Annotated in this window: 20 protein-coding genes; 12 read left to right on the forward strand and 8 right to left on the reverse strand. The window is 35.5% G+C overall.

The window, feature by feature from the left end; all coding sequences use genetic code 11:
• Positions 1-202: 202 nt before the first annotated feature.
• Positions 203-1,309: a pectate lyase family protein gene (locus AC57AW_RS14595; RefSeq protein ID WP_318845673.1), complete on the forward strand. Its 1,107-nt coding sequence runs from the start codon at positions 203-205 to the stop codon at positions 1,307-1,309.
• Between the two features lie 156 nt (positions 1,310-1,465).
• Here the strand turns inward: AC57AW_RS14595 and pelA are convergent, their stop codons facing one another.
• From pelA to AC57AW_RS14610, 3 genes are all read right to left on the reverse strand, one after another.
• Positions 1,466-2,485: a pectate lyase gene (gene pelA, locus AC57AW_RS14600; protein WP_496352481.1), complete on the reverse strand. Its 1,020-nt coding sequence runs from the start codon at positions 2,483-2,485 to the stop codon at positions 1,466-1,468.
• Between the two features lie 27 nt (positions 2,486-2,512).
• Positions 2,513-3,598 carry a BT3233 family polysaccharide utilization protein gene (locus tag AC57AW_RS14605; protein ID WP_496352482.1) on the reverse strand — a complete coding sequence of 362 codons (1,086 nt, stop codon included), beginning with the start codon at positions 3,596-3,598 and terminating at the stop codon, positions 2,513-2,515.
• Positions 3,599-4,276: 678 nt separating this feature from the next.
• Entirely contained in the window at positions 4,277-5,224 is a 948-nt protein-coding gene (locus tag AC57AW_RS14610) for a terpene synthase family protein (protein ID WP_496352483.1), read from the reverse strand.
• Between the two features lie 767 nt (positions 5,225-5,991).
• Between AC57AW_RS14610 and AC57AW_RS14615 the strand changes: the two genes are divergently transcribed.
• Both AC57AW_RS14615 and AC57AW_RS14620 read left to right on the forward strand, forming a co-directional pair.
• Positions 5,992-6,891, forward strand: coding sequence for a LytTR family transcriptional regulator DNA-binding domain-containing protein (locus AC57AW_RS14615; protein WP_496352484.1), 900 nt, complete (start codon positions 5,992-5,994; stop codon positions 6,889-6,891).
• 134 nt (positions 6,892-7,025) lie between these two features.
• Positions 7,026-8,177: an acyltransferase family protein gene (locus AC57AW_RS14620; RefSeq protein WP_496352485.1), complete on the forward strand. Its 1,152-nt coding sequence runs from the start codon at positions 7,026-7,028 to the stop codon at positions 8,175-8,177.
• A 179-nt stretch (positions 8,178-8,356) separates the two neighbouring features.
• Here the strand turns inward: AC57AW_RS14620 and AC57AW_RS14625 are convergent, their stop codons facing one another.
• Positions 8,357-8,692 carry an Arm DNA-binding domain-containing protein gene (locus AC57AW_RS14625; RefSeq protein ID WP_318845667.1) on the reverse strand — a complete coding sequence of 112 codons (336 nt, stop codon included), beginning with the start codon at positions 8,690-8,692 and terminating at the stop codon, positions 8,357-8,359.
• A gap of 320 nt (positions 8,693-9,012) precedes the next feature.
• Between AC57AW_RS14625 and AC57AW_RS14630 the strand changes: the two genes are divergently transcribed.
• On the forward strand, positions 9,013-9,516 hold the full coding sequence (locus AC57AW_RS14630) for a hypothetical protein (RefSeq protein WP_496352486.1): 504 nt from the start codon (positions 9,013-9,015) through the stop codon (positions 9,514-9,516).
• Between the two features lie 42 nt (positions 9,517-9,558).
• On the opposite strand, the gene AC57AW_RS14635 is transcribed toward AC57AW_RS14630, so the two are convergent.
• Positions 9,559-10,593 (reverse strand): threonine aldolase family protein, encoded by a 1,035-nt coding sequence (locus AC57AW_RS14635; RefSeq protein ID WP_318845665.1) that lies wholly within the window; start codon positions 10,591-10,593, stop codon positions 9,559-9,561.
• An 85-nt stretch (positions 10,594-10,678) separates the two neighbouring features.
• On the opposite strand from AC57AW_RS14635, the gene AC57AW_RS14640 reads away from it, so the two are divergent.
• On the forward strand, positions 10,679-11,332 hold the full coding sequence (locus tag AC57AW_RS14640) for a metal-dependent transcriptional regulator (RefSeq protein ID WP_496352487.1): 654 nt from the start codon (positions 10,679-10,681) through the stop codon (positions 11,330-11,332).
• Between the two features lie 247 nt (positions 11,333-11,579).
• A complete protein-coding gene (gene blaIND, locus AC57AW_RS14645; protein WP_496352488.1) occupies positions 11,580-12,320 on the forward strand; it encodes an IND family subclass B1 metallo-beta-lactamase in 741 nt (246 codons plus the stop codon).
• Between the two features lie 80 nt (positions 12,321-12,400).
• On the opposite strand, the gene AC57AW_RS14650 is transcribed toward blaIND, so the two are convergent.
• From AC57AW_RS14650 to AC57AW_RS14660, 3 genes are read right to left on the reverse strand one after another with little or no spacing between them, the layout of a single operon-like run.
• Positions 12,401-13,540, reverse strand: coding sequence for a hypothetical protein (locus tag AC57AW_RS14650; protein ID WP_496352489.1), 1,140 nt, complete (start codon positions 13,538-13,540; stop codon positions 12,401-12,403).
• Positions 13,541-13,566: 26 nt separating this feature from the next.
• On the reverse strand, positions 13,567-14,469 hold the full coding sequence (locus AC57AW_RS14655; protein ID WP_318845660.1) for a TssN family type VI secretion system protein: 903 nt from the start codon (positions 14,467-14,469) through the stop codon (positions 13,567-13,569).
• Positions 14,470-14,523: 54 nt separating this feature from the next.
• Positions 14,524-15,465, reverse strand: a complete 942-nt coding sequence (locus AC57AW_RS14660; protein ID WP_318845659.1) for a type VI secretion system baseplate subunit TssG — start codon at positions 15,463-15,465, stop codon at positions 14,524-14,526.
• Between the two features lie 469 nt (positions 15,466-15,934).
• On the opposite strand from AC57AW_RS14660, the gene AC57AW_RS14665 reads away from it, so the two are divergent.
• The 6 genes from AC57AW_RS14665 (at position 15,935) to AC57AW_RS14690 (ending at position 22,500) form a co-directional block, all read left to right on the forward strand.
• Positions 15,935-16,726 carry a S1/P1 nuclease gene (locus tag AC57AW_RS14665; RefSeq protein ID WP_318845658.1) on the forward strand — a complete coding sequence of 264 codons (792 nt, stop codon included), beginning with the start codon at positions 15,935-15,937 and terminating at the stop codon, positions 16,724-16,726.
• Between the two features lie 346 nt (positions 16,727-17,072).
• Entirely contained in the window at positions 17,073-17,939 is an 867-nt protein-coding gene (locus tag AC57AW_RS14670; RefSeq protein WP_002979276.1) for a sigma-70 family RNA polymerase sigma factor, read from the forward strand.
• Between the two features lie 227 nt (positions 17,940-18,166).
• Positions 18,167-18,754, forward strand: a complete 588-nt coding sequence (locus AC57AW_RS14675; RefSeq protein ID WP_496352490.1) for a hypothetical protein — start codon at positions 18,167-18,169, stop codon at positions 18,752-18,754.
• A 15-nt stretch (positions 18,755-18,769) separates the two neighbouring features.
• Entirely contained in the window at positions 18,770-19,270 is a 501-nt protein-coding gene (locus tag AC57AW_RS14680; protein ID WP_496352491.1) for a GNAT family N-acetyltransferase, read from the forward strand.
• 15 nt (positions 19,271-19,285) lie between these two features.
• On the forward strand, positions 19,286-20,404 hold the full coding sequence (locus tag AC57AW_RS14685; RefSeq protein ID WP_496352492.1) for an FAD-dependent monooxygenase: 1,119 nt from the start codon (positions 19,286-19,288) through the stop codon (positions 20,402-20,404).
• 65 nt (positions 20,405-20,469) lie between these two features.
• On the forward strand, positions 20,470-22,500 hold the full coding sequence (locus tag AC57AW_RS14690) for an alpha/beta fold hydrolase (protein ID WP_496352493.1): 2,031 nt from the start codon (positions 20,470-20,472) through the stop codon (positions 22,498-22,500).
• The last annotated feature ends 59 nt before the right edge of the window (positions 22,501-22,559 follow it).

The following is a 22,559-nucleotide window of genomic DNA, read 5'->3' on the forward strand; positions in this document are numbered from 1 at the left end:
GCTCTATACTCCAATTATTACTGCTTTATTTTAACATTTAATCAATTTCAATTTGCTAATTTAAATAAATAACAAAATGCAACCGATTAACCAAATAAAATATTCAACATTATAATTATATAAATATTAATATAGTAAAATATAAAATAATTAAATATTAACTTCATAATTTTACTTCAGAACAAATCACAAAATATAAACTATGAAAACAAAGTTCAAAGCTGTCTTCTTTACAGCAGCTCTAAGTTCAGCTTTTGCCCTTACCGGATGTGGTCACGAAGAAATCAATAATGACCTGGCAGAAAGCGAAATCAATATTAAAAACAGTCTTACACAAAAGATTGTTCCTCTGGCCAATTGTGTGGCTCCCGGATGGGCTTCTGAAAACGGAGGCACTACCGGAGGAGGAACGGCTGCAGAGACTACTGTTTCCACGTATGCCCAATTAAAGGCTGCTATTGAAAATACGGCTGTAAAAGTGATTAAAGTAACCGGAACCATTACCATCACTACGCGTTTATCTCTTCAGGATCAGACCGGAAAAACAATTTACGGAACAACCGGAGCTAAATTGGTATCTACAAACCAGACGAAAGACGGCTCAGGAATTATCAATGTTAAAAGATGTAACAACATCATTATCAGAAACCTTATTTTTGAAGGTCCGGGAGCTTACGATACTGACGGCTGGGATAATGCCATTCTTGATGACTGCCGAAATGTATGGATAGACCACTGCGAATTCAGAGATGGTGTGGATGGAAATTTTGATATCAAAAACAAATCAGACTTTATTACAGTTTCCTACACCAAATTCCATTATCTGAAAGCTCCAAAACCTGGTGGTTCAGGCGGAACGGATGACCACAGATTCTCTAACCTCATCGGATCCAGTGATGGTGCTACTGCTGACGCCGGGAAGCTGAATGTAACCTTTGTCCGTTGCTGGTGGGCTCCGGGATGCAGAGAGCGTATGCCTAGAGTAAGATTTGGCAAAATCCATATCCTGAACAGTTATTTCAACAGTTCTGTAAGTAATAAATGTATTGCAGCAGGAGTACAGGCCAATATTCTCGTAGAAAGAAATGTCTTTGAAAACGTAAAAGAGCCTATTAATTTAATGAGCGGTTTTACAGCAGTAACGCAAACGGGAAGTAGTTTCATTAATGTTACAGGGAATATTAACGGAAGCGGAACAGCATTCACACCGCCATACAACATAGGAAAACTAAATGTTGCGGATGTGAAAGCAGATGTTACAGCTAATGCAGGTGCTACTTTAGGAGGAAATGTTTGTGACGCATTTTAAATCATAAATAACAGTAGTAGTAATACAAGGAGGGTGCCTCAGCAATGAGGTGCTCTCTTTTGTATTCCGGCCTTTCAGTATTCTATAAAGATTAGATAAAGCCTAAGGTTTTGACATAAAAAGCGGACTAAAGCCCGCTCTTATTAATATCTGTTGCTATTCTATTATTTTATTTTTTTCAAGCCATTTCGGATATTCCTTAGCAAGCAGTTTTTCGGCAAAGTCTCCAAACCAGCTATATCCATTTCTCCTTTCTTCCGAAACTTCATTATAATTATACTTTACACTGCCATCCCGGTCTCCAAACAGAGGTTTGTTGGTATGAATATCATAGAATCTCGCCCAGATCACAGAATTTTTATCTTCTGCCAGTATTCTCACCGCTTTTCCGTTCTGTTTTGCTACATTATAACTGTACCCTTCAATTTTATTCTGCTTAAACCACTCTACTGCTGCTTTTATAGACTTTTCTATTTCAGGAGTCACTGGCTGCTGCATCAAAAACCTGATAATTCCTACCGATTCTCCCGTAGCTAATGAAACAGGCTCAAAAGCTCTTGCTTTATCCGGCTGCAAAGTAATTTCATTATACTGATCAGCCCAAATAGAAGAATTTCCCTTTTGAAGAACCTGAGTTTTTAAAATACATCCAATGCCTTTCTGAACTGCAATTTTTGATTTTTCTTTTAGGGAAGAAGAAACCATATCAAAACCATTCTTTCCTTCCGCTGCATTATACAGAACTGTCAGGGCATTGATCATCGCATTATCATTATAAGTCACCTGCTTTCTGTAGAGTCCTGTATTGGGATAATATTGTGGAAAACCTCCGTTATCATACTGCATAAGAAGAAGATAACTGATTCCCTTTTCTGCAGCTTTTAAATATTCAGGATTTTTTGTAGTTGAATACGCTTTAATCAATCCATTGATTTCTCTGGAAGTGGCGTTATTATCAATAGTTGCATGATCATCCCCCGTAGACTTTATCTTTCTCAAAAGATTTTTATCAACAGGCAGATTATAGTTTACCACTGACTTGTCTTCCAGCTGTTTTCCCCAGCCGCCATTACGAAGCTGATAGACCAGCATTTTCTCTGCCAGTGTATCTTTCAACTGAGCAGAATAATTTACCGCCAGTAATCCTAATGTAAATGTGTAGATTTTTAGATTCATTTTTTAATATTTAAAATTATCCCTTCATTACTCTCCTACTTTCACCACCAATGGTTTTGCAATGATCTGAGCCTGCTTCTGAAGCATATTCTCCCAGTCTTTTTGTGTTTGAACCTGACCGCTTTTCTGCCAGGCAAACCCAGCATAATATGTTAAGGTTTTATAAGGCTTTGTAATAACATATAGATGACTTTCATCAGAAACATCTGAGGTAAAAGCGATTGATTTTTCAACGATTTGCGGATTCACAACAATTCCTTCTCCCACAAAAGCATCGTCTATTTTCTCCCAGTGAAGATAATATCCGTTTTGATTATTCAGTTGGGTTTTTCCTTCATTTTTATGCAGCGTAATTCCAATAGTATAGTTCGGAACAGGTTTTTCTGATTCAAAAACAGATTCAAACTTTGAAAAGTTGGAAGCCAGATCCAGTGAAATTCTTTTGGTTTCTTTTACTCCAAATTCACTCCATGGCTGATAAGTCAGTTCAAAAACTGTTCTTAAAGGACCTTCAGCAATTGTTCTGGAGGCAACAAAGTTTTGGGAAACCTGAAGTTTTTCATTTTTCCAGATTCCAATCCCGCCTGTTCCTCTGCTGTTTCCCACATGGTAAGGATCATAGCCTTCCCCTCTTGTATCTTTATGATAATACATAGGATCTGTAAGATAACCTTTGTACCATGTATTGATAACAGGCCGGTCTGTTCTTTTCAACCAGATGTCAACACCACTTGAAAGCGTACTGCTTTTAATTCCCTTTAAAGCTTCCTGCTGGCCTTTTGGACCGTAGACTCTGAAAGCAATTTTATCATTTTCCCAGGCATAATCATCTACTCTTTCTGGGACTAATCTCGAATAGGTAGAAATCCCGCTTTCCGGGATTTGAACGCTCCTATCCGCAACAATAGTGTATATATTTGTTTTTTCTGCGTCAATATTTACCAGAAAAAGTAATTCTTCATTTTTCCCATCAGCATCATAATCTATCCATTGAATAGGAAGCCATTTTCCTTTTGCATCTTTTATCCTAAGCTCTTCCTCACTGTTTTTATGTAAAAATGACCGCAGCATAGTTCTGGGAATTGCCACTACTTCATTTCTGGAAAAATCCAAAGAATTAACAACTTTTACAGATCTTTGAGCATGTAAAAAACATGAAAAAATGCAATCGATTGCGCAAATTAATTTAAAACTTATTTTATTCATAGATAGAGGTCTACAGTTTCACCAAAAATAGAAAATATTTTCAATATGGAGACCATAAACTTAGAGTTTCACATACTCTATAATAACTTATTGGTTAGAAACGATAATTATCTTCAATTCATCCATCGTAATCCAGTAAATAAAGATAAACCAAATCACGTATAATATTCTGATATTAATTTATCTTTTCAAAAATACTGAACAACGTCTCTTTGTCAAGACTTTCCATATTTTTTGAAATCCACAAAATTCTCTCTAAATTTTCAATCAGACCTCCTTATTTCTTAATTTAAGGGTAAATATCGTATTACCGTCGCATTGAGAGTCACGCGAAGTGTCAGTAAGCTTTTATTTTCACATTATTATTGAGGTCTTACAATTGCCACCTTCTCGTTTCTACCATTCCAAGAAACTATTAATTTTGGAAGAATGAACATCAGATAATATAATAACCTCTGAAAAGCTATTATTTTAAGTATTTTTATCAGATCAAAAAAAACAGATCCTGCTTGACATATCTCAAATCAAAAATTTATATATTCTCAATTAAAAACTCGAAATTCATATCAACTTTTCAGTGTGTAATTAAAGTATTGACCGCCCTTTAGATAAATTTTCATCTGCCTCTGATTCTTTCAAATATCGGATCTTCCTATTTTCATTACAATATCTGATTGAACCTGATTGAATATACCTGAAATAACAAACTTCAACAGGATACTGTATTTCCAATCGGTCGAACTCCTCTTCCAGATCAGTTGAGTATTGGTAGAATAAAGAGACAATACTATCGATCGCTATCTGCTCATCACAATTTTCAATTCTTTGAATAATTTTTACAGCATGGGCGTAATCTTTAATTTCCTTCTTTTTAGCCTTATACGAGTACAAATCGAGAAGTAAGCCTATTGTATAACCTGATATTTTAAAAGCTTTTTCAAATGAACCACTATAATATGATGACGCAGGCAGATCATCATGAAGATACCACAATAAAGAAAACATTATGGGCATTGCAACATCATAAGCCCTGCAATCAAGATATTCTTCAAGAGAAGGCTCCAACTTTTGCACTTCGATAGTACGCTGCATCAGAACATTATCCAGATATTTAACCGATTCAATTTTGAAAATATTTTTTGCATCCTTTGTCCAGTCATTTTCTGAACAAAAATTCACAATTGGATAAAATAACTTATCAACATCTGGATGCTCATCCAATGCTGTTTTAAACCCTTTAATGGTCTTAACAATGTGATCCAGATCTACGGAATTGTCAAAGAATTGGTCGTCTATTAAAGCCCACATGCTGTAATACCTACAAATAGATTTAAGTTTTTCTATACCCCCAAAAGGAAAAATGTAGGCTGTATATTGGGCTCCCACTGCGATATAGTCACCATACAACGCAGTGTTTTCATTCATTACATTGAAAGCTGGTGTCTTAATAAAGGCTTTCATATGCTGTACCAACACATCTAATTCAGGATGCACCCTAGTTGGAAGGTTTGATTCAAATAATGGTATATTCATTTGATCTAAGTTTTAATGGATATTTTTTTAACATGTATTTGTATCAATCTTGGATAAGATGTTGCTTACTATTAAAGTCTTCTCGTTTAATTCTTAATGCATTCCTATCACACTGGATCTAAACACAATAAATTTATCTAAATTTAAATATTTCCAACAAGTACTTCATAATATTTATTATTTCAAAAGTAAACGGTAGTATTAAGAGGTCTGTTCCTTGGGCAAGGCACACTTAAATATAATCACTTGTCTATGTAGAGACAATCAGCTCACATGCATCAGTTAAATACGTCTTTATATTCCTAGAAAATTTTCTTGATCGCTACTATAATTTAGTAAAGTCTTGTTTCCAACAAAATCATTTTCCAGCAATTCAGGTTTTAATTTGCTAATTCCCACCTAAGTATTAGAGCAGATGTTTACACAGTCTAAATTTACAATGAATTTGAATTTATTATAAAATCTTAGTTTCGGTAGGTTCTTTACTGCGAAGCATCCATATCGACAACATCTTATAGTAGCTTTCAAAAAAGATCTGATTTTCTGCAAGAAAAAGAAATAATACTGAAACATTTTTACTGGAAACCCACAGAGATCCTCAATCTATTTAAGGATGTTATCCTCTCAACTGAAAACATTATCGGAACGGATGACTTTAACAACCTGCTTACTCGTTGTAATCTCAGGAATACCAGATATTAGAATAATAAATGAAAATTCCGACAGAAAATTCCATAAATTTGAGAAATCTAACCTTGGACTTAACAATGAAGATCTACATCAACCGGCAGCATCTATTTAAGGAAATTGACTATCCGGATCGCTACAGAAAGAACAATCTTTTCAAAACTGTACTCGTTATTTTTGGTGTTATCTTTAGTTTTTTAATCCTGGTTAAACCTTTTGAAGTCAATATATCCCAGCAGAAAGTGTCCTATATTATGATATGCTGCTTTCACGCCCTGATACCTTCATTGATTTTATACTTTTACTTTACTGGGTTTAACTACTTGCAGGCCAAGAATCACCAAAACGAAAATTGGTCTTTAGCAAAAGAATATACTCACATTAGCATTGTTCTTCTATTAACCGGTGTATGCAGTTTCCTAATCCGCGATATCATTTATCTGAATTCAAATAATTGGACCTGGAACTATCTATGGGAAGAAGTGAGAAACTGTTTTGTTGGCGGTGTGATTTTGTATTTTTTTATGCGGCTGGCAGTATTCTATTTTGAATCAAAAAAAGATTCCTCCCTGATATTCCAATTTACACCCCTAAACCCCAAAATTGAAGAAAATACGACCAGCACTTTGGTTTATATTAAAACCCAAGTCAAGCAAGATGACTTCAGTTTAGATGTAAAAAATTTACTTTTCGTTAAAGCCGATGGAAATTATATTGAAATAACTTCTTGCAATAATAACCAGCTAAATATAGAACTCAAAAGAATTTCCCTGACACAATTTGAAGCACAAGTGCTAGAAGTTCAGAATTTATTCCGTTGTCACAGAGCCTATCTGGTAAACATGAACCATATAAAAAATATGACCGGCAACTCGCAGGGCTACCAACTTTCCTTCGGGCCTACCACTGATAAAGTACCCGTTTCAAGATCTCAACTGGTTGCATTTAATAAACGCTACCAGGAGCTTCTTTCTCCCTAAAACACCAGACCTAGTTATTGGTCACAAAGGTTTGTTGCTGGTAACATAAGGCTCAAACTATGTCTTTTTCAGGTATATATTTGCAGTAAGTACTGGACTAACCAGATGCTTAAGAAATAAACACATACTCTATTATGTCAGCAAAAACATTACCTGCCCAAGCACTAGCGAAAACCAATAAACTCTTTTACATTGACAACCTTAAAATACTCTTAACAATTTTGGTGATCCTGCACCATGCTATCATTGCCTATTGCGCTCCGGGCGGTTGGTATTATACAGAGAAAACAACCAACATGGCAGCAATTGTTCCAGCAACAATTTTTGTAAGCCTAAATCAATCGTTTTTTATGGGCTTCTTTTTCCTGCTTTCGGGCTACTTTACCAAACCATCTTACGATAGAAAAGGTGGTTTAAAATTTACTGGAGACCGTCTGATGAGATTAGGAATACCACTGCTGTTTTATTCTTTTATCCTGTCACCAGCATTGGGCTATATGGTTTATAATTTTGCAGATGGGAATCACGTTACTTATCTGAATTATCTTTCAGGATATCATACCTGGATTGATTTTGGGGTGCTTTGGTTCGTTGCAGCATTATTACTTTTTACTCTGCTGTATGTGGGCGCAATAAGCCTTATTACAATTAAATTCAAAAATCCTATGCCAACACCCGGAACCACAACCATTTTGCTGTTTGCTGTTGTATTAGGGATTATCACATTTGTGGTTAGAGTTGCATTTCCGGTTGGCTGGGTATTAAAACCATTTGGCTTCCAGTTAGGCCACTTTCCACAATACATCAGTTTATTTGTTATCGGTTTATTGGCATATAAAAATCAGTGGTTTGATTCCTTGTCGATAAAAACTGGTAAAAAACTCAGGATATCTGCTTGGTTAAGTTTACTATTTTTTCCGGTATTTTTTCTGATCAGGGTTAAACTCAATATGCCTATTTCCTGGTATTCCGGTGGCTTTCATTGGCAATCGCTATTGTATGCTGTTTGGGAACAATGGATCGGTTTTTCCATTCTCATTTCTTTATTCAGCTTGGCTAAACATTCGTGGAATAAGTCCTCACCATTATTAAGTAAGCTATCAAAGAGTACCTTTGCTACTTATATTTTTCATCCTTTAGTAATTGTTGTACTATCACTTTCCATTAAAAACTGGTCTGTAGATCCAGCAGTCAAATTTCTAATCCTTGCACCTACCGCTGTAGTGGCAAGCTTTTTATTGGCCTCAATTATTCTTATGATTCCTGGTATAAAGAGGGTCATTTAAACAGTGAGATCGCAAGATCATCTTACTGTTGATAGCATCTTAGGTACTAGGTTCCTTATCATATGGGAATTTTTTTAAATAAATAAGGCAACGATATACTAAAGTGTACCAAGGCTACTGTGTATAAAAAACACTGTTTTCAACTGAATCTTTGACCCAATCAACCTTTAAGATTTGATTTATATTAAAAAAAATATATCTTGGTACACATTGCCTTTTAGTTTTTCAGTAGATACAGTACCATCCTTATCCAAAATCCTAGAATAACAATGCTCTATACGGACTCTTATTTTATCCAGTCTTTGGTTGGTTTCCACTGCATCCCTACTTTTACCATTTACCCTTCCATATTTTAAATCCCATTGTTGAATATTAATTTCCAGCTTGGTGCTAAATTGAGAGATACTGCCATTAATGGTTAATCTTGCCATAATGGATACGGTGCTATTTTTCTTAGGTGCATTTTTTTTCAGGTAAAACAATAACTTAAAAGTTGACCTTTTTGTAGTTTCCATAACTCAATGTTTTGATGTTTAAAATTAAATTCAATTGAATTAAGAGGCAGTATGAAACACGACACAAAACACTGTATTGTAGTTACTTACATATCTATACCTGAAAAACCATTGGTAACGATTTGGTAACCTGCTTTTTCAGTTGGACCTTCTTTAAGTAGCTTTTCGGTGCATCATTCCAATTTTATCATTCTCCTAAAATCCTTTATTCATGCGGGTCTTCACCCGTTTTTACATTTTTTTTAGAGTTCAATACTTTTAATATACAAATACTATTGTTATTTTAGCGGCATAAAAATTTGATTTTAACAATTAAGGATATGAAAAAATTAATCTTATTGGGCGCTGTATCAGCTTTTTTAATCAACTGTAATAAGAAAACTGAAGCTCCGGCTCCCAAGGCAGTGGTAGATACCATCGCTGTTGAAGAACCTGTAATAGATACTTTGGGATCAAAATCGTTCTGCTATATCGGGGTAACAGGAAAAGACAGTGTTTTTGCTTCCATTGATGACAATTTAGGAACCATCACCGGAAAATTATCTTACAAGAACAGTGAAAAAGACAGTTCAAAAGGAGATGTAACCGGGTTCAAGTCCGGAGACACCCTGAAACTGACTTACGAATTTGCTTCAGAGGGTAAAAAAAGCAAAAGAGATATTTACTTCATTCAGAAAGACAATGCCTTGACAGAAGGAATTGGAGATCATAAAGAGGAAGACGGACAGTCTAAATATGCTGACGAGAAAAAAATCAGTTATAAAGACGGACAGAAGCTAAACACTGCAGATTGTAAAGTAGTGACCGAAGCGTTAAAAAAATAATGCATTATAAATAAAAACAGCCTTGTTCAAGGCTGTTTTATTTTATGGTAATTCCGTTTCAATAATTTCAATAAAGCGATTTACTGCTTCATCACCTGTATTCCAGGAAGTAATAAGGCGAATTGCCGAAAAATTCTCATCTACTTTTTTCCAGACAAAAAAATCAAAGCTTTCAGACAGTACTCCTATAAGTTCATTGCTTACAATAGGAAAAATCTGATTGGTATAGGTATCTGCAAGAAATGCTACCCCTTTTTTCTGCAGTGCATTCTTAATTTTCATAGCCTGCTGATTGGCATGTTTCGCCAGATCAAAATACAGATTATCCTTCATCAGTTCCATAAACTGTATTCCCAACAGTCTTCCTTTAGCCAATAAAGCTCCTTTCTGTTTGATATTAAATGCAAAATCTTCCTGAAGAACCGGGTTATTAATAACAATAGCTTCTCCAATCAATGCTCCGTTTTTTGTTCCACCAAGGTAAAAAACATCCGTCAGAAGGGCTACTTTTTCCAGGGTAAGATCACTGATTTCTGAAGTAAGACCATGCCCCAACCTCGCTCCGTCCATAAATAGGTATAATTTCTTTTCTTTACAAAATGCTGAAAGCTCTTCCAGTTCTTTTGCCTGATAAATAGTTCCCAGCTCTGTAGAATTGGATATATACACCAGCTTAGGCATCACCTGATGCGGCACATTGCTATGTCCTTCTAAAACCGGAATAATGTCCGACGGTCTTAATTTTCCATCTGCAGTTTCAATACTCAGTACTTTATGTCCTGTAGCTTCAATAGCTCCGGTTTCATTATTAAGAATATGACCGGGAGCGGCAGAAATCACGCATTGATAAGGTTTTAAGATTGCTGAAATAACAATTAAGTTAGCCTGCGTTCCTCCTGAAACCAAAAAAACTTCAGAATTCTGATTGTTGATTTTTTCTTTAATTAATGTTTTAGCTTTTAATGAATACTCATCTTCTCCATATCCGGCCTGCTGTTCAAAATTACTTTTTGTAAGCGCTTGTAGAATATTCGGGTGACATCCCTCTGAATAGTCGTTTTTGAATGAAAATTTCATAGAGTAAAAGTAAAAAAAGTTAAAATAACAAGAGTAAATTTTTCATTTTATTTTGTTAGATTTGTAGTGAAAATCATCTAACATTTTGAAAACAACCCTAACAGAAGAGAATTACCTGAAAGCTTTGTTTCACTTAGTTGACAATGAAGGAAAGGTTACAATTAATGAGCTCAGCAAATTTTTGAATGTAAAAATGCCGAGTGTCAATAATATGATGAAAAAGTTTGCAGAGAAAAAGTGGGTCATCTATGAAACCTACAAACCGTTAATCGTTACCGAAAACGGAAGACGCGAAGCAGCTTTGGTAGTCCGAAAACACAGACTCACCGAAATGTTTCTGGTTAAAAAAATGAATTTTGGCTGGGAAAATGTTCATGAGATTGCAGAACAGCTTGAGCATGTACATTCTCAAATCTTCTTTGATAAAATGGATGAAATTCTGGATTATCCTAAATTTGATCCTCATGGAGAGCCTATTCCTGACAAAGACGGAAATATTATCTCCCAGAATCTTCAGAAACTAAGCCACTGTGAACCCGGTGAAAATGTTACTTTTGCCTCGGTTACTTTATCTGATGATGCTTTTTTAACTTATCTCAACGATAGAAAGCTTCTCCTCAACACCAAAGTAAAAGTCCTTAAAGTGGAAAGTTTTGATAAATCAATGACCATAGAAATTGATGGTAAAACAGAAATTTTAAGCAAAAAAGCGACTGAAAAAATATTGGTTAAGAAATAATCTTAACCATCAAAATAAACCTCACAGATGGTAAAACCTGTGAGGTTTTTTAATTCCGGTAATATCACATTAACTATTTTCTGAACCCTTAGAAAAAGTGTATTTCATTTCTACAACTGTTAAAAAACGGTTAAACTCCCTTTTATAAAATACCTGAAAATTAATTTTTAATTAGGTTTGCAGAATATTCTACAGACTTTGTCTTTCTGACAAATACCAACATTTTAATTATTACCCAAAAAAAATTATGAAAAAAAGCATTCCGTTTTTTATTATTTCGATGCTGTTAAGCCCATTTGCAAACGCTCAGGACACCAAGGTAAGAGATTTTGTAATTGAACCTCAGATTAAACCCAACTTTTATATATACAAAACTTTCGGAGTATTCGGAGGTAAAGAATATTCTACCAATGCAGTGTATCTGGTTACCAAAAAAGGCGTTGTCTTATTTGATGTGCCTTGGCAGAAAACTCAATATCAAAGCTTGCTGGATACTATTCAAAAACGTCATAATCTTCCTGTTATTGCAGTATTTGCAACCCATTCACATGAAGACAGAGCCGGAGATTTAAGCTTTTATAACAATAAAGGAATTAAAACTTATGCAACAGCAAAAACCAATGAGTTGTTAAAGAAAGACGGAAAAGCTACTTCTACAGAAATCATCAAAACAGGGAAACCTTACCGTATTGGCGGGGAAGAATTTGTGGTAGATTTTCTTGGTGAAGGACATACAGCTGATAATGTAGTGGTATGGTTTCCAAAATATAAAATATTAGACGGAGGATGTCTTGTAAAAAGCAAAGCAGCAGTTGATCTTGGCTATACAGGAGAAGCTAATGTTGCACAATGGCCGCAAACCATGACAAAACTGAAAAACAAATACTCTCAGGCCACTCTTGTAATTCCTGGTCATGACGAATGGAAAGGAGGCGGACATGTTGAGCATACTCTTGACCTTTTAGACAAAAACAAAAAGACAGAGTAATAACTTATTTTACAATCAGTATATACCATAAAAAAATCCCGAATTTTCATTCGGGATTTATATTTTAATAATAGGTTGTATTAGTCTAATACACTCCAACCTCTCTTAGGATTCGTATTTGTAGAAACTTCCTGCTCATTAACGATGATGTTTTCTTTTCTCTGACCAATGTAATCAAGTTCGCTCAGTTTAGAGAAAATCGTTTCAAGGCTTCTCAGCATCTGTTGAATATAAAGCAATGGCTCACCGCAGTTGTGATGATCGTAATTGGTCTCTGCTACAATAGAAAGCTGGTTCAGTAAAGTGTGAGGAGCAATCTCACTCCACTCCAGACTATAATTCAGCATTTCTTCCAATTCCGCAGGAACAAGAAGCTGGGTTGAATTATATAAATGAAGCGCCAGTCTTGCAAAAGACTCAATCAAAAATACAGGCGGCTGCCAAGGTGTAATATTTCTGAACTGGAAATACATATCTCCAAACGTATTCACCATGGTACTGCACAGAAACTTAACGTTTTGTGCCAAAGCTGTATTTTGATTTTTATGAGAGGTCTTCTGAATAATTTTAAATGCATATTGCTGAAGATTCCCAATAGACTTTGCATAGCTGCCGTAATACTCCACCAATGCCGGATGACTCTGTACAGAAGTACAAGGAGGAATAAAGTTGGAATCTACCTGAGCAATATTCCCTTTCAAATCTACTTTTCCAATGATAAGGTAATTACCTCCGGAATAGCTGCTGTTCAAAGAAGTTACAGGAAGCAGTTCAATATGGTGATTCGGCTGTGCACTGGGATGGCGCGGCGGAATTTCTTCAGGGTCAATATCTCCAAAAGGAACTTTATCAAAAGGATTTACAGAGATTAAGATATAATATTCTCCGTCTGCCTGCTCTTCGTTCATGGATTTCGCCAGAGACTTTACACTGATTCTTCTGTCTGTAAGCTCAATACGGTATCCTGCCATTGTCACAGCGCTACAACGTTTGATAACAAGCTGTACATCATTGGTTGCCGTGTTGTGAACATCAAAAATGGTACGGTCAGTAAATTCGTTCGAAATAGGCAGAAGTCCGTAGTTATATGTAGTAATTCCAAGGGAATTGGAATCTCTGATGGTATCAATTAAGAAATTATCCTGATCATTAAGGTGCCTCTGGGAAACCTTCATCCCATCCACCCAGTTGATTGCAAAATGTTTAATAGGCTGTATCATGTTTAATACTTTTTAATTTTTTGTGATTATGATTTTCTTGCGACTCCCTCCTCTTCATGCTGAATAACTCTCTTACAAATCACCACTTCATTTTCAGAAATGCTGTTTGTTGTAATGTCGTGGTCGAAATCTATATATTTTCTGAAACTGAAAAACGATTTTTTAGTGTAAAAGATCCAGTAGTAAGGTTCATTTCCTTCGTCTGAAAGATGAATAATAGAACCAGGATTCTTATGGTTGTAATCATCTACCACTCTGTAAAACCAATCTCCGAAAGTAACTCCCGTTGGAAGTGTTTTCGCTTTGATTCTGAAACGGTTGGTATCTTCTAATTTTTTACTTAATTCAACATTCAACACCATTAATCTGTCAAAATCTGCACCTTCGAAATCAGGCAGTTTCTGCTCCGGTGAATATCTCCATGTTTTATAAATATCAAAAGGAATCGTAATAAACTGGATATAACAGTAATAAAATACCATCGGAACCACAAAGATCAGCATACTTGTTGCCGCCATTACAGCATATCCTGTTCCTTTACTCATCCAGTTAAAGATCAGAGTAAAAAGATATCCTCCCAACGCGATACACGTTAATGAAAGTATAGACTCAAACAGAATACTCATTGCCAGAGATTCAATGTGTTTTTTGAAATATTTGTGCAATAAATTTACATGAATAATCCCAAAAATAAGGTAAACAACCTGTGCGATGAGATACCAGTACGGATTAAAGAGGTTTCCGGCAAATCCAAAAAATCCCGGAATGGCCAGGCATAAACTGCACAGAAGCACGTATATAATAATTACTTTAATTTTTATCGCAGGTTTATTTCTACGGATTATACCCAGTATAACCATCATAATAATTGCGATTAAAGGCATTAAGATATACCTTAAAAAAATACCTTTTACTGAAGAAATTTCCATTTGTTTCTTTTCGAATTTATACTTTGTTGGTAGTTGTAAATATAATAAAATAATTTAGAGGAATGTAGAGTATCCAAGGCGGCTGGCATTTCTTTCCTCGTCCTCCAGACTGAATGAATATTCCTCCTTTTCTGTCACAAAATTTTCTTCCACATCCACGGTTACTGGAAGAAAATAATCATACAGTGACTGAAGTACATTTCTGAACGGACTTCCCGGGATATATTTTTTCATATCTCCATAAGGAATCGGGCCAATATTGATCACCCAGTTTCGCTGCCCGTCCATATGACGGCCGCTTGGAATATACGTTACCCCTAATCTTGAATTTCCCAATAACATGGAATCATCATTTTTCTCAATCCCATCAATGATGTTAGGTGAAAAAGTAACGTTTACCGGTACCTGCAGAAAAGCGGTCATACATCTTTCAAACCATTTTTTATCACCTCTTATCTGGTGGAAAAACGGCAGAATATGCATAAAAATATAAGCACTCTGCTTATCCAGCATCTTTATCAGAGGCCAAAGCTCGCTTACCGTCTCCAGTAAAGAATCCGTATTGCTTGTAATATCAAACTCAGATTCTTTAAGTAAAGCACTGATCTCCGTAAAAAAAACTTCCAACTCAAAAGGACGGAAAAATTTACGGGCGTCATCCTCTACCCTTTTCTGTTTCCGGATTTCCCTTACCACAGTATCTACATTCTTTCTGGAAGCTCCAAGAGACGGCGGATGGAATAAGCCTTCCGGAAGATAGTCATAAATACCCTCTCTATAGGTCTCTATAGTAAATACTTCTTCATCGAACCCTAAATAGCTGCTTGAAATACTCTTAATATCCTTCAGGTAAGCACGGTCGTTCACACCAACACGCTCAATGAATATATTACTTACCGCACGGTGGTATTTCAATAGATTAACAGCCACAGATTCAGCCTTAAAGTCTGTCTGCAGCTTATTGTAATGCATATCTACAATATTAGTCTCATACATAGTGTTTCCTCTGATTATGACTTGTAAAGATAATATATCTCATAAGTTTGAAAAAATATTTTACTAATAATTTTATCCTAAAAATAACAATTTATTGACATTAAAAGGAATAATTTAAAGCAAATACCGTAAAAATACGGTAAATAGAAGGTTTATTTGTTTTTTATAATTTAAAATTAACTATTCAGAATCAATTGATTAAAGGTTTAAGATTGGGATTAAGTTTTTTTATTTTAGTTCTTCCTTTATCTTTATATATAAAGATACTCTTCTTTATACACTCTCCTATTTCTCTTGTAGTTATTTCTCATCTTCATCTGATAAACTATAAGCTGCCAAACGTAATACAATTACATCTTTTATTTAGATTAAATTTTATTAACACCATCTTATGGAATAAATTCAGGATAAATGTATGCTCATTCCGAAAGCGGGCCGTATCTTTGCAGACTGAAAATTGTTATTTAAAATGAAAAGTATTTATTCTAAAATTCTGATTTTAGCATTCATGGCCTCTTCACTTTATTCTTATGCGTGGGGATTAACGGGACACAGGGTTATTGCAGACATTGCAGAAAACCATCTTTCCCGAAAGGCAAGAAGAGAAATTAAAAAGATGATGGGCAAAGAGCGTTTGGCTTACTGGGCAAACTGGCCGGATTTCATTAAATCTGATACTACAGGTGCATGGAAGCAGGCTTCATCATGGCATTATGTAAACATTGATCCGATGACCGATTTTAAAGCTTTTGAACAAAACTTAAAAGCGCAGGCAGGACCAAGTCTTTACACTCAGGTAAATACCCTGTCTAGCCAGATCAAAGACAAAAACACTTCTGAAAAAGACAGAAAAATTGCTTTAATCTTCCTTATCCATATTATGGGAGATCTTTCACAGCCTCTTCACGTAGGAAGAGCGGAAGATTTGGGAGGAAACAAAATCAATGTTACTTATTTCGGAGAGAAAACCAATTTACACTCAGTTTGGGACGGAAAACTGGTAGATTCTCAAAAATACAGCTACACAGAATATTCTAAGCTTTTAGATATTAAATCTAAAGAAGAAGTAGCACAGATACAGTCTGGAACACTGGAAGACTGGTTGTACGATTCTCATAAAATTGCCAACAAGATCTATGCACAGACTCCTATTGATTCAAAATTATCTTATGACTACCAGTATAAATTCAATGATACGTTGGAAAGACAGCTTCTATACGGAGGATTGAGACTGGCAAAAGTTTTAAACGAGCTTTTCTAAATACAGGTTTCGAGTTGTCGGTTTATTAACCAAAGGCAGCTTAAAATAGTATTTCCAGATATAAAAACGGGACTTCGGTTTCGTTTTTTTTTGTTTAAAGTTTAGGGATTAGAGAAATTAATAAGTTTTCAAATGAATTTCACTTCTTTTATTATGAATGTATATTTTAAATTTTAAGCAAAAAAAATAAAACCAACTAGCTTATTACCAATCAATTAAAACACTTTCACGAAAAAATTCATACATTTCACTTCCTATATTATACAAAAAATACTCAATCTGGTGTAACCTTTTTACCTTTTCATACGTATATATTATAGTAACTCTTTTTTTGAGGATAAAATAAATGAGACAATTAAAAATCACTAAGCAGGTTACCAACAGGGAAACTGCTTCATTAGACAAGTATTTGCAGGAAATTGGTAAAGTGGAACTGATCACTGCGGACGAAGAAGTAGAATTGGCACAAAGAATACGTGCTGGCGACAGAGCCGCACTGGAGAAATTAATCAAAGCCAACCTTCGTTTCGTAGTTTCTGTATCTAAGCAATACCAAAATCAAGGTCTTTCTTTACCCGATTTGATCAATGAAGGTAACCTAGGATTGATGAAAGCGGCAAAAAGGTACGATGAAACTAGAGGTTTCAAATTTATCTCTTATGCAGTATGGTGGATCCGTCAATCAATTTTACAGGCATTGGCTGAGCAGTCAAGAATTGTAAGGCTTCCGTTGAACAAAATTGGTTCCATCAATAAAATTAATAAAGCATACGCTCACCTTGAGCAGGAAAATGAAAGACCACCTTCTCCGGAAGAATTGGCTGAAGTTCTTGACATGAGCGAGGAAGATATTAAAGAATCTATGAAAAACTCCGGAAGACACCTGTCTATGGATGCACCTTTAGTAGAAGGTGAAGATTCTAATCTTTATGATGTATTGCGTTCAGGAGAATCTCCAAGTCCAGATAAAGATCTGATGCTTGAATCTCTACAAATCGAGATTGAAAGAGCATTGAATACTTTAACGCCAAGAGAGGCAGATTTGGTAAGATTATACTTCGGACTGAACGGAAAACACCCAATGACTTTAGAGGAAATTGGTGAGACTTTCGATCTTACAAGAGAGAGAGTTCGTCAGATCAAAGAAAAAGCAATTAAGAGACTAAAACACAATACCAGAAGTAAGATCCTAAAATCTTATCTAGGTAAATAATTTTTAGCGCAAAAAATTTTATAGGCGGAGTCTGGTTTCAGGCTCCGTTTTTTTATTTAGACTATAAAGCAGGACTGATTACATTCAGTCTGCACACTTCTGTAACATTTTTCTCAGTTTGTTCAACTAATTAAAATCATATCCTTTACTCATTTGCGATAAAATCTAAATGACTAATTTTAGTTGCTGGGATATGATGTTGATTGTCCACCAAAATAAAACATACTATGAAAAAAATACTTTTCACCTCTATCCTGGCTCTCTCTATACTTTCCTGCAAAGAAAACAAATCACAAAATGATATTGTAGAAAAAGCCGCTGAAAATACAGAATCCAGTATTTCTATAAAACGATTAAGTAAAACTCAGGATATATTTAACGGCATATATTATGAAAAAATCAAAAATGATAATGAAATAAAGAAAATAGATGAGAGAATATCTTTAATGCAAGAAGATGCTTATAAAATACAAAGTATATATAGCAACATCATTTCTAATTCAGAAGATTATTATTTGATTGCAAAAAATGAGGCAAAATCCATTAACGATTCGGTTTTAAGAAAGGAAATGATTAAGCTCATCCAAGAAAGTTCAGATAAATATGATCTAAAGGTTCAAACAATAAAAGAACTTAAGCATAAAATTAATCGTAACAAACAAAGTATTTATAGCTTATATACTGCGTTCAAAATCAGAAAAACGCTTCCTGAAATTGAAAAATACCAGAATGCTCATCCTCTGAAAACAGACAGCCTCACTCAGTTCATTAATAAACAGAATACACTGCTGGAAGAACTGAAAAAATTAAAATAAATACCACTACACCTCATGAAATATACTACAAAATGGCTTACTGATAAAGCCCGCGTTAAAGATTTGGTAGACTTTTTTATTACCCATAAAACAGACTCTTATATTTCCCATGGCGAGATGATGTCCGGCAGAGCCATCGATTCCCATCACTGGAATCCGGATCTTGAACTGATCCTTACCGAACAGCTGATTTCTGATTTTAATTCTGACGGCAGTTCCAAGCTGAATATTCTGATTGCAGAAAATGAAAACGCAGAAATTGTCGGAATGATGGTTTTCAATGTGATCAACAGCCCTTTTAAAAAGTATGCAATTTTAGAGGATATGCTTCTGGATCAGTCTGTAAGAGGCCAGTCACTTGGAAGTACACTTTTAGAGAAAGCCATTCATGAATCTAAAAACTGGAATATCAGTTTTATATTGTTAGAAAGCGGACTTAACAACCATGGCGCGCACAACTTTTTTAGTAAATATGGCTTTAAAAAGGTATCGGAAAGCTATATTTTAACAATATAAACTAAATGATGTCTTATGAACACCATTTCAATCATCGGAGCCGGAATCGGGGGACTTACCCTCGGAAATATACTGAAACAGCATCAGTATGATTTCACGATCTATGAATCCGCTCCCGAAATAAAACCTGTAGGAGCAGGAATAATGATGGCAGTGAATGCGATGCAGGTTTTTGATCAACTGGGATTAAAAGAAAAAATTGAAAAAGCCGGTAATAAAATTCATAGAATTGTTATTGCTAATGAATCTTTACAAACCATCTCCAAGACAGAAATTCTGGAACTTGAAACAAAGTACAATTCATGTAATGTTGCGATCCACCGTGCTGAACTCCAAAAAATTTTAGCTGCAAACATTTCTTCCGATTCCATTAAGCTGAATCATTCTTTACAAAAAATTGAGAAGAGAGAAAACTATATTTTAGATTTTGAAGACGGAAATCAATTTGAAAGCCAGATCGTTTTTGGAGCTGATGGTATAAAATCTCCTGTCCGAAATCAGATTTTAAAAACCGGAACCATCCGAGATTCAGGGCAGAAATGCTGGCGTGGCCTGCTGGACTTCGATCTACCCGAAAAACATCATCAGGAAGCTTTTGAAATGTGGGGAAAAGGAAAACGTTTTGGATTTGTAAAAATTTCTGATAAGAAAGTATACTGGTATGCCTGTGTCAATGAAAAAAGTTTCGGGAGATATCTTGAAATTGCAGAGATTTTTAATGATTTTGATCCTATGGTTTTACAACTGATTGAAGCTACAGCAAACGAAAATATTATTTGTAATACCATTTCTGACCTCGCTCCTATTCCCAAATGGTATTCTGAAAATCTATGTCTGATTGGAGATGCCGCCCACGCCACAACTCCCAATATGGGACAAGGTGCATGCCAGGCCATTGAAGATGCTTATATCATCGGAAAACTGCTGGAGAAACATCAGGATTTCAATGCTGTTTTTGAAGCGTTTCAAAGCATCAGAAGAAAAAAAGTAGATTATATCGTCAACACAAGCCGGACTATTGGAAAGGTTTCTCAATGGGAAAGAGGAAATTCAATACGTAATTTTCTCATGAGCATGATTCCGGAAAGTATGAATCAGAAAATGGCTAAAAAGATTATAGAACTGGAAATGTAGAAATCCGGTTTAAGGAAAGATAAAATTTATATTCGATTCATTAATAACAACTAAAAATTAACAGCATGAAAAAAATCTTTTACGTATTGCTCTTATTCATAGGAGTACATACAGCACGAGCACAGGAGGTCCCGGTACTGGACAGAGGTTTATTTTTTGGAAACCCGGAAATTTCCGGAGGACAGTTGAGCCCTGATGGAAAATGGATTTCCTTTACCAAAGAGTATGGAGGCATTATGAATATATGGGTGAAAAAAATTGATGACCCATTTGAAAAAGCCCGTCCACTAACAGACAGCAAGCGCCCGATGAACGGATATTTCTGGTCGGAAGACGGAAAATATATTCTTTATGTAAAAGATGGTAACGGTGATGAAAATATGAATATTTTCGCTGTAGATCCTATGGCAAAAGTAACCACTGGAGTTCCGGAATCCAGAAATATAACACCTCTTAAGGATGTAACAGCTCAGATTTATATGGTGAGCAGAAAAGATCCTGATCTATTGATGATTGGATTGAACAACCGTGATAAAGCATGGCATGATTTATATTCATTGAAAATTTCTACAGGCGAACTGAAAAAGATGTATGAAAATACTGACCGTATCACAAGTTATGAATTTGACTGGGATGAAAAATTAAGAGTCCTGTCCAAAACAGATGATAAAGGAACTACCCAGTTTTTTTATAAAGAAGGAGATAAACTCACTCCTATTTATGAGACTTTGGTCACGGAAAGCGCTTATATCTCCAACTGGAATGAAGATAATTCTAAATTCTATCTGGTAACCAACAAAGGAAACCTTGATAAATCAACCTTATTCCTGATGGATCCGAAAACCAAACAGATTACAAAAATAGAAAGTGATCCTAAAGATAAAGTGGATTTTGGAGGATTGTTCCTGGACAGAAATACAAGGAAGATGATCTACACTTCTTACACAGGAGATAAAACAGAGTACTACTGGAAAGACAAAACCTGGGAAGACAATTATAAATTTCTGCAAAGTAAATTTCCTGGAAGAGAAGTTAATTTTTCAAGCTCTACCAATGATTATTCTAAATTCTTAGTTGCTGTTGGAGGTGATAAATATGCTTCTGAAGCATACTTCTTTGATTCAAAAACAAAACAGCTGATTTTCCAGTATACACCAAGAACGGAATTGAAAAAAGTTGAAAAGTATCTGGCTGCAATGACTCCTATTTCTTATAAAAGCAGTGACGGACTTGAAATTCCGGCTTATCTGACTTTACCAGTAGGATCAAGCGGAAAAAATGTACCTGTAGTTGTTCTAGTTCACGGAGGCCCGAAAGGTCCAAGAGATTATTGGGGATACAACTCAACCGTACAATTTTTAGCCAACAGAGGATATGCGGTATTACAGCCTAACTTCAGAGCGAGTGGCGGATATGGTAAAAAATTCCAGAATGGCGGAGATCTTCAGTGGGGAAAACTAATGCAGGACGATATCACATGGGGCGTAAAATACCTGATTGATAAAGGAATTGCAGACAAAAATAAAGTAGTGATCATGGGAGGAAGCTACGGTGGATATGCAACGCTGGCAGGTTTAGCATTCACTCCTGATGTATATGCTGCCGGAGTAGATATTGTGGGGCCAAGCAACCTCTTTACCCTATTGGATTCTGTACCTGCTTACTGGGAAGCTGCCCGTGCTTTCCTTTACGGAATGGTAGGTGATCCTAAAACTGAAGAAGGTAAAAAACGTATGCATGATGCCAGCCCGTTATTCAGTGTGGATAAGATCAATAAACCGTTACTGATTGTACAGGGAGCGAATGATCCAAGAGTAAAGCAGGCTGAAGCGGATCAGATTGTCATTGCACTGCGTGATAAAGGCAAAAAGGTAAATTACATCCTTGCTGATGATGAAGGCCACGGATTCCGTAAGCCGGTTAACAGCATGGCCATGTATGCTGAAACCGAGAAATTCCTTGCTGAAGTCATTGGTGGAAGATATCAGAAAGAAATGCCTGAAAATGTGGCAAAGCGCCTGAAGGAAATGACGGTTGATATTTCAAAAGTGACTTATACACCAAAAAACGAAAAAACCGCGGGAGCTTCTAAATAAAGTTTCTGTATAACTTAAATAAAGCCATCTCATTTTCACGAGATGGCTTTTATTTTTAA

Source organism: Chryseobacterium sp. BGA-UO-ETr-SB22, assembly GCF_059567885.1.

What these genes read in the sequence shown, in the direction of transcription:
- AC57AW_RS14595 (WP_318845673.1), top strand. Translation starts at nt 203, where the DNA reads ATGAAAACAAAGTTCAAAGCTGTCTTCTTTACAGCAGCTCTAAGTTCA.
- pelA (WP_496352481.1), bottom strand. Translation starts at nt 2,485, where the DNA reads ATGAATCTAAAAATCTACACATTTACATTAGGATTACTGGCGGTAAAT.
- AC57AW_RS14610 (WP_496352483.1), bottom strand. Translation starts at nt 5,224, where the DNA reads ATGAATATACCATTATTTGAATCAAACCTTCCAACTAGGGTGCATCCT.
- AC57AW_RS14615 (WP_496352484.1), top strand. Translation starts at nt 5,992, where the DNA reads ATGAAGATCTACATCAACCGGCAGCATCTATTTAAGGAAATTGACTAT.
- AC57AW_RS14620 (WP_496352485.1), top strand. Translation starts at nt 7,026, where the DNA reads ATGTCAGCAAAAACATTACCTGCCCAAGCACTAGCGAAAACCAATAAA.
- AC57AW_RS14625 (WP_318845667.1), bottom strand. Translation starts at nt 8,692, where the DNA reads ATGGAAACTACAAAAAGGTCAACTTTTAAGTTATTGTTTTACCTGAAA.
- AC57AW_RS14630 (WP_496352486.1), top strand. Translation starts at nt 9,013, where the DNA reads ATGAAAAAATTAATCTTATTGGGCGCTGTATCAGCTTTTTTAATCAAC.
- AC57AW_RS14635 (WP_318845665.1), bottom strand. Translation starts at nt 10,593, where the DNA reads ATGAAATTTTCATTCAAAAACGACTATTCAGAGGGATGTCACCCGAAT.
- blaIND (WP_496352488.1), top strand. Translation starts at nt 11,580, where the DNA reads ATGAAAAAAAGCATTCCGTTTTTTATTATTTCGATGCTGTTAAGCCCA.
- AC57AW_RS14650 (WP_496352489.1), bottom strand. Translation starts at nt 13,540, where the DNA reads ATGATACAGCCTATTAAACATTTTGCAATCAACTGGGTGGATGGGATG.
- AC57AW_RS14655 (WP_318845660.1), bottom strand. Translation starts at nt 14,469, where the DNA reads ATGGAAATTTCTTCAGTAAAAGGTATTTTTTTAAGGTATATCTTAATG.
- AC57AW_RS14660 (WP_318845659.1), bottom strand. Translation starts at nt 15,465, where the DNA reads ATGTATGAGACTAATATTGTAGATATGCATTACAATAAGCTGCAGACA.
- AC57AW_RS14665 (WP_318845658.1), top strand. Translation starts at nt 15,935, where the DNA reads ATGAAAAGTATTTATTCTAAAATTCTGATTTTAGCATTCATGGCCTCT.
- AC57AW_RS14670 (WP_002979276.1), top strand. Translation starts at nt 17,073, where the DNA reads ATGAGACAATTAAAAATCACTAAGCAGGTTACCAACAGGGAAACTGCT.
- AC57AW_RS14675 (WP_496352490.1), top strand. Translation starts at nt 18,167, where the DNA reads ATGAAAAAAATACTTTTCACCTCTATCCTGGCTCTCTCTATACTTTCC.
- AC57AW_RS14680 (WP_496352491.1), top strand. Translation starts at nt 18,770, where the DNA reads ATGAAATATACTACAAAATGGCTTACTGATAAAGCCCGCGTTAAAGAT.
- AC57AW_RS14685 (WP_496352492.1), top strand. Translation starts at nt 19,286, where the DNA reads ATGAACACCATTTCAATCATCGGAGCCGGAATCGGGGGACTTACCCTC.
- AC57AW_RS14690 (WP_496352493.1), top strand. Translation starts at nt 20,470, where the DNA reads ATGAAAAAAATCTTTTACGTATTGCTCTTATTCATAGGAGTACATACA.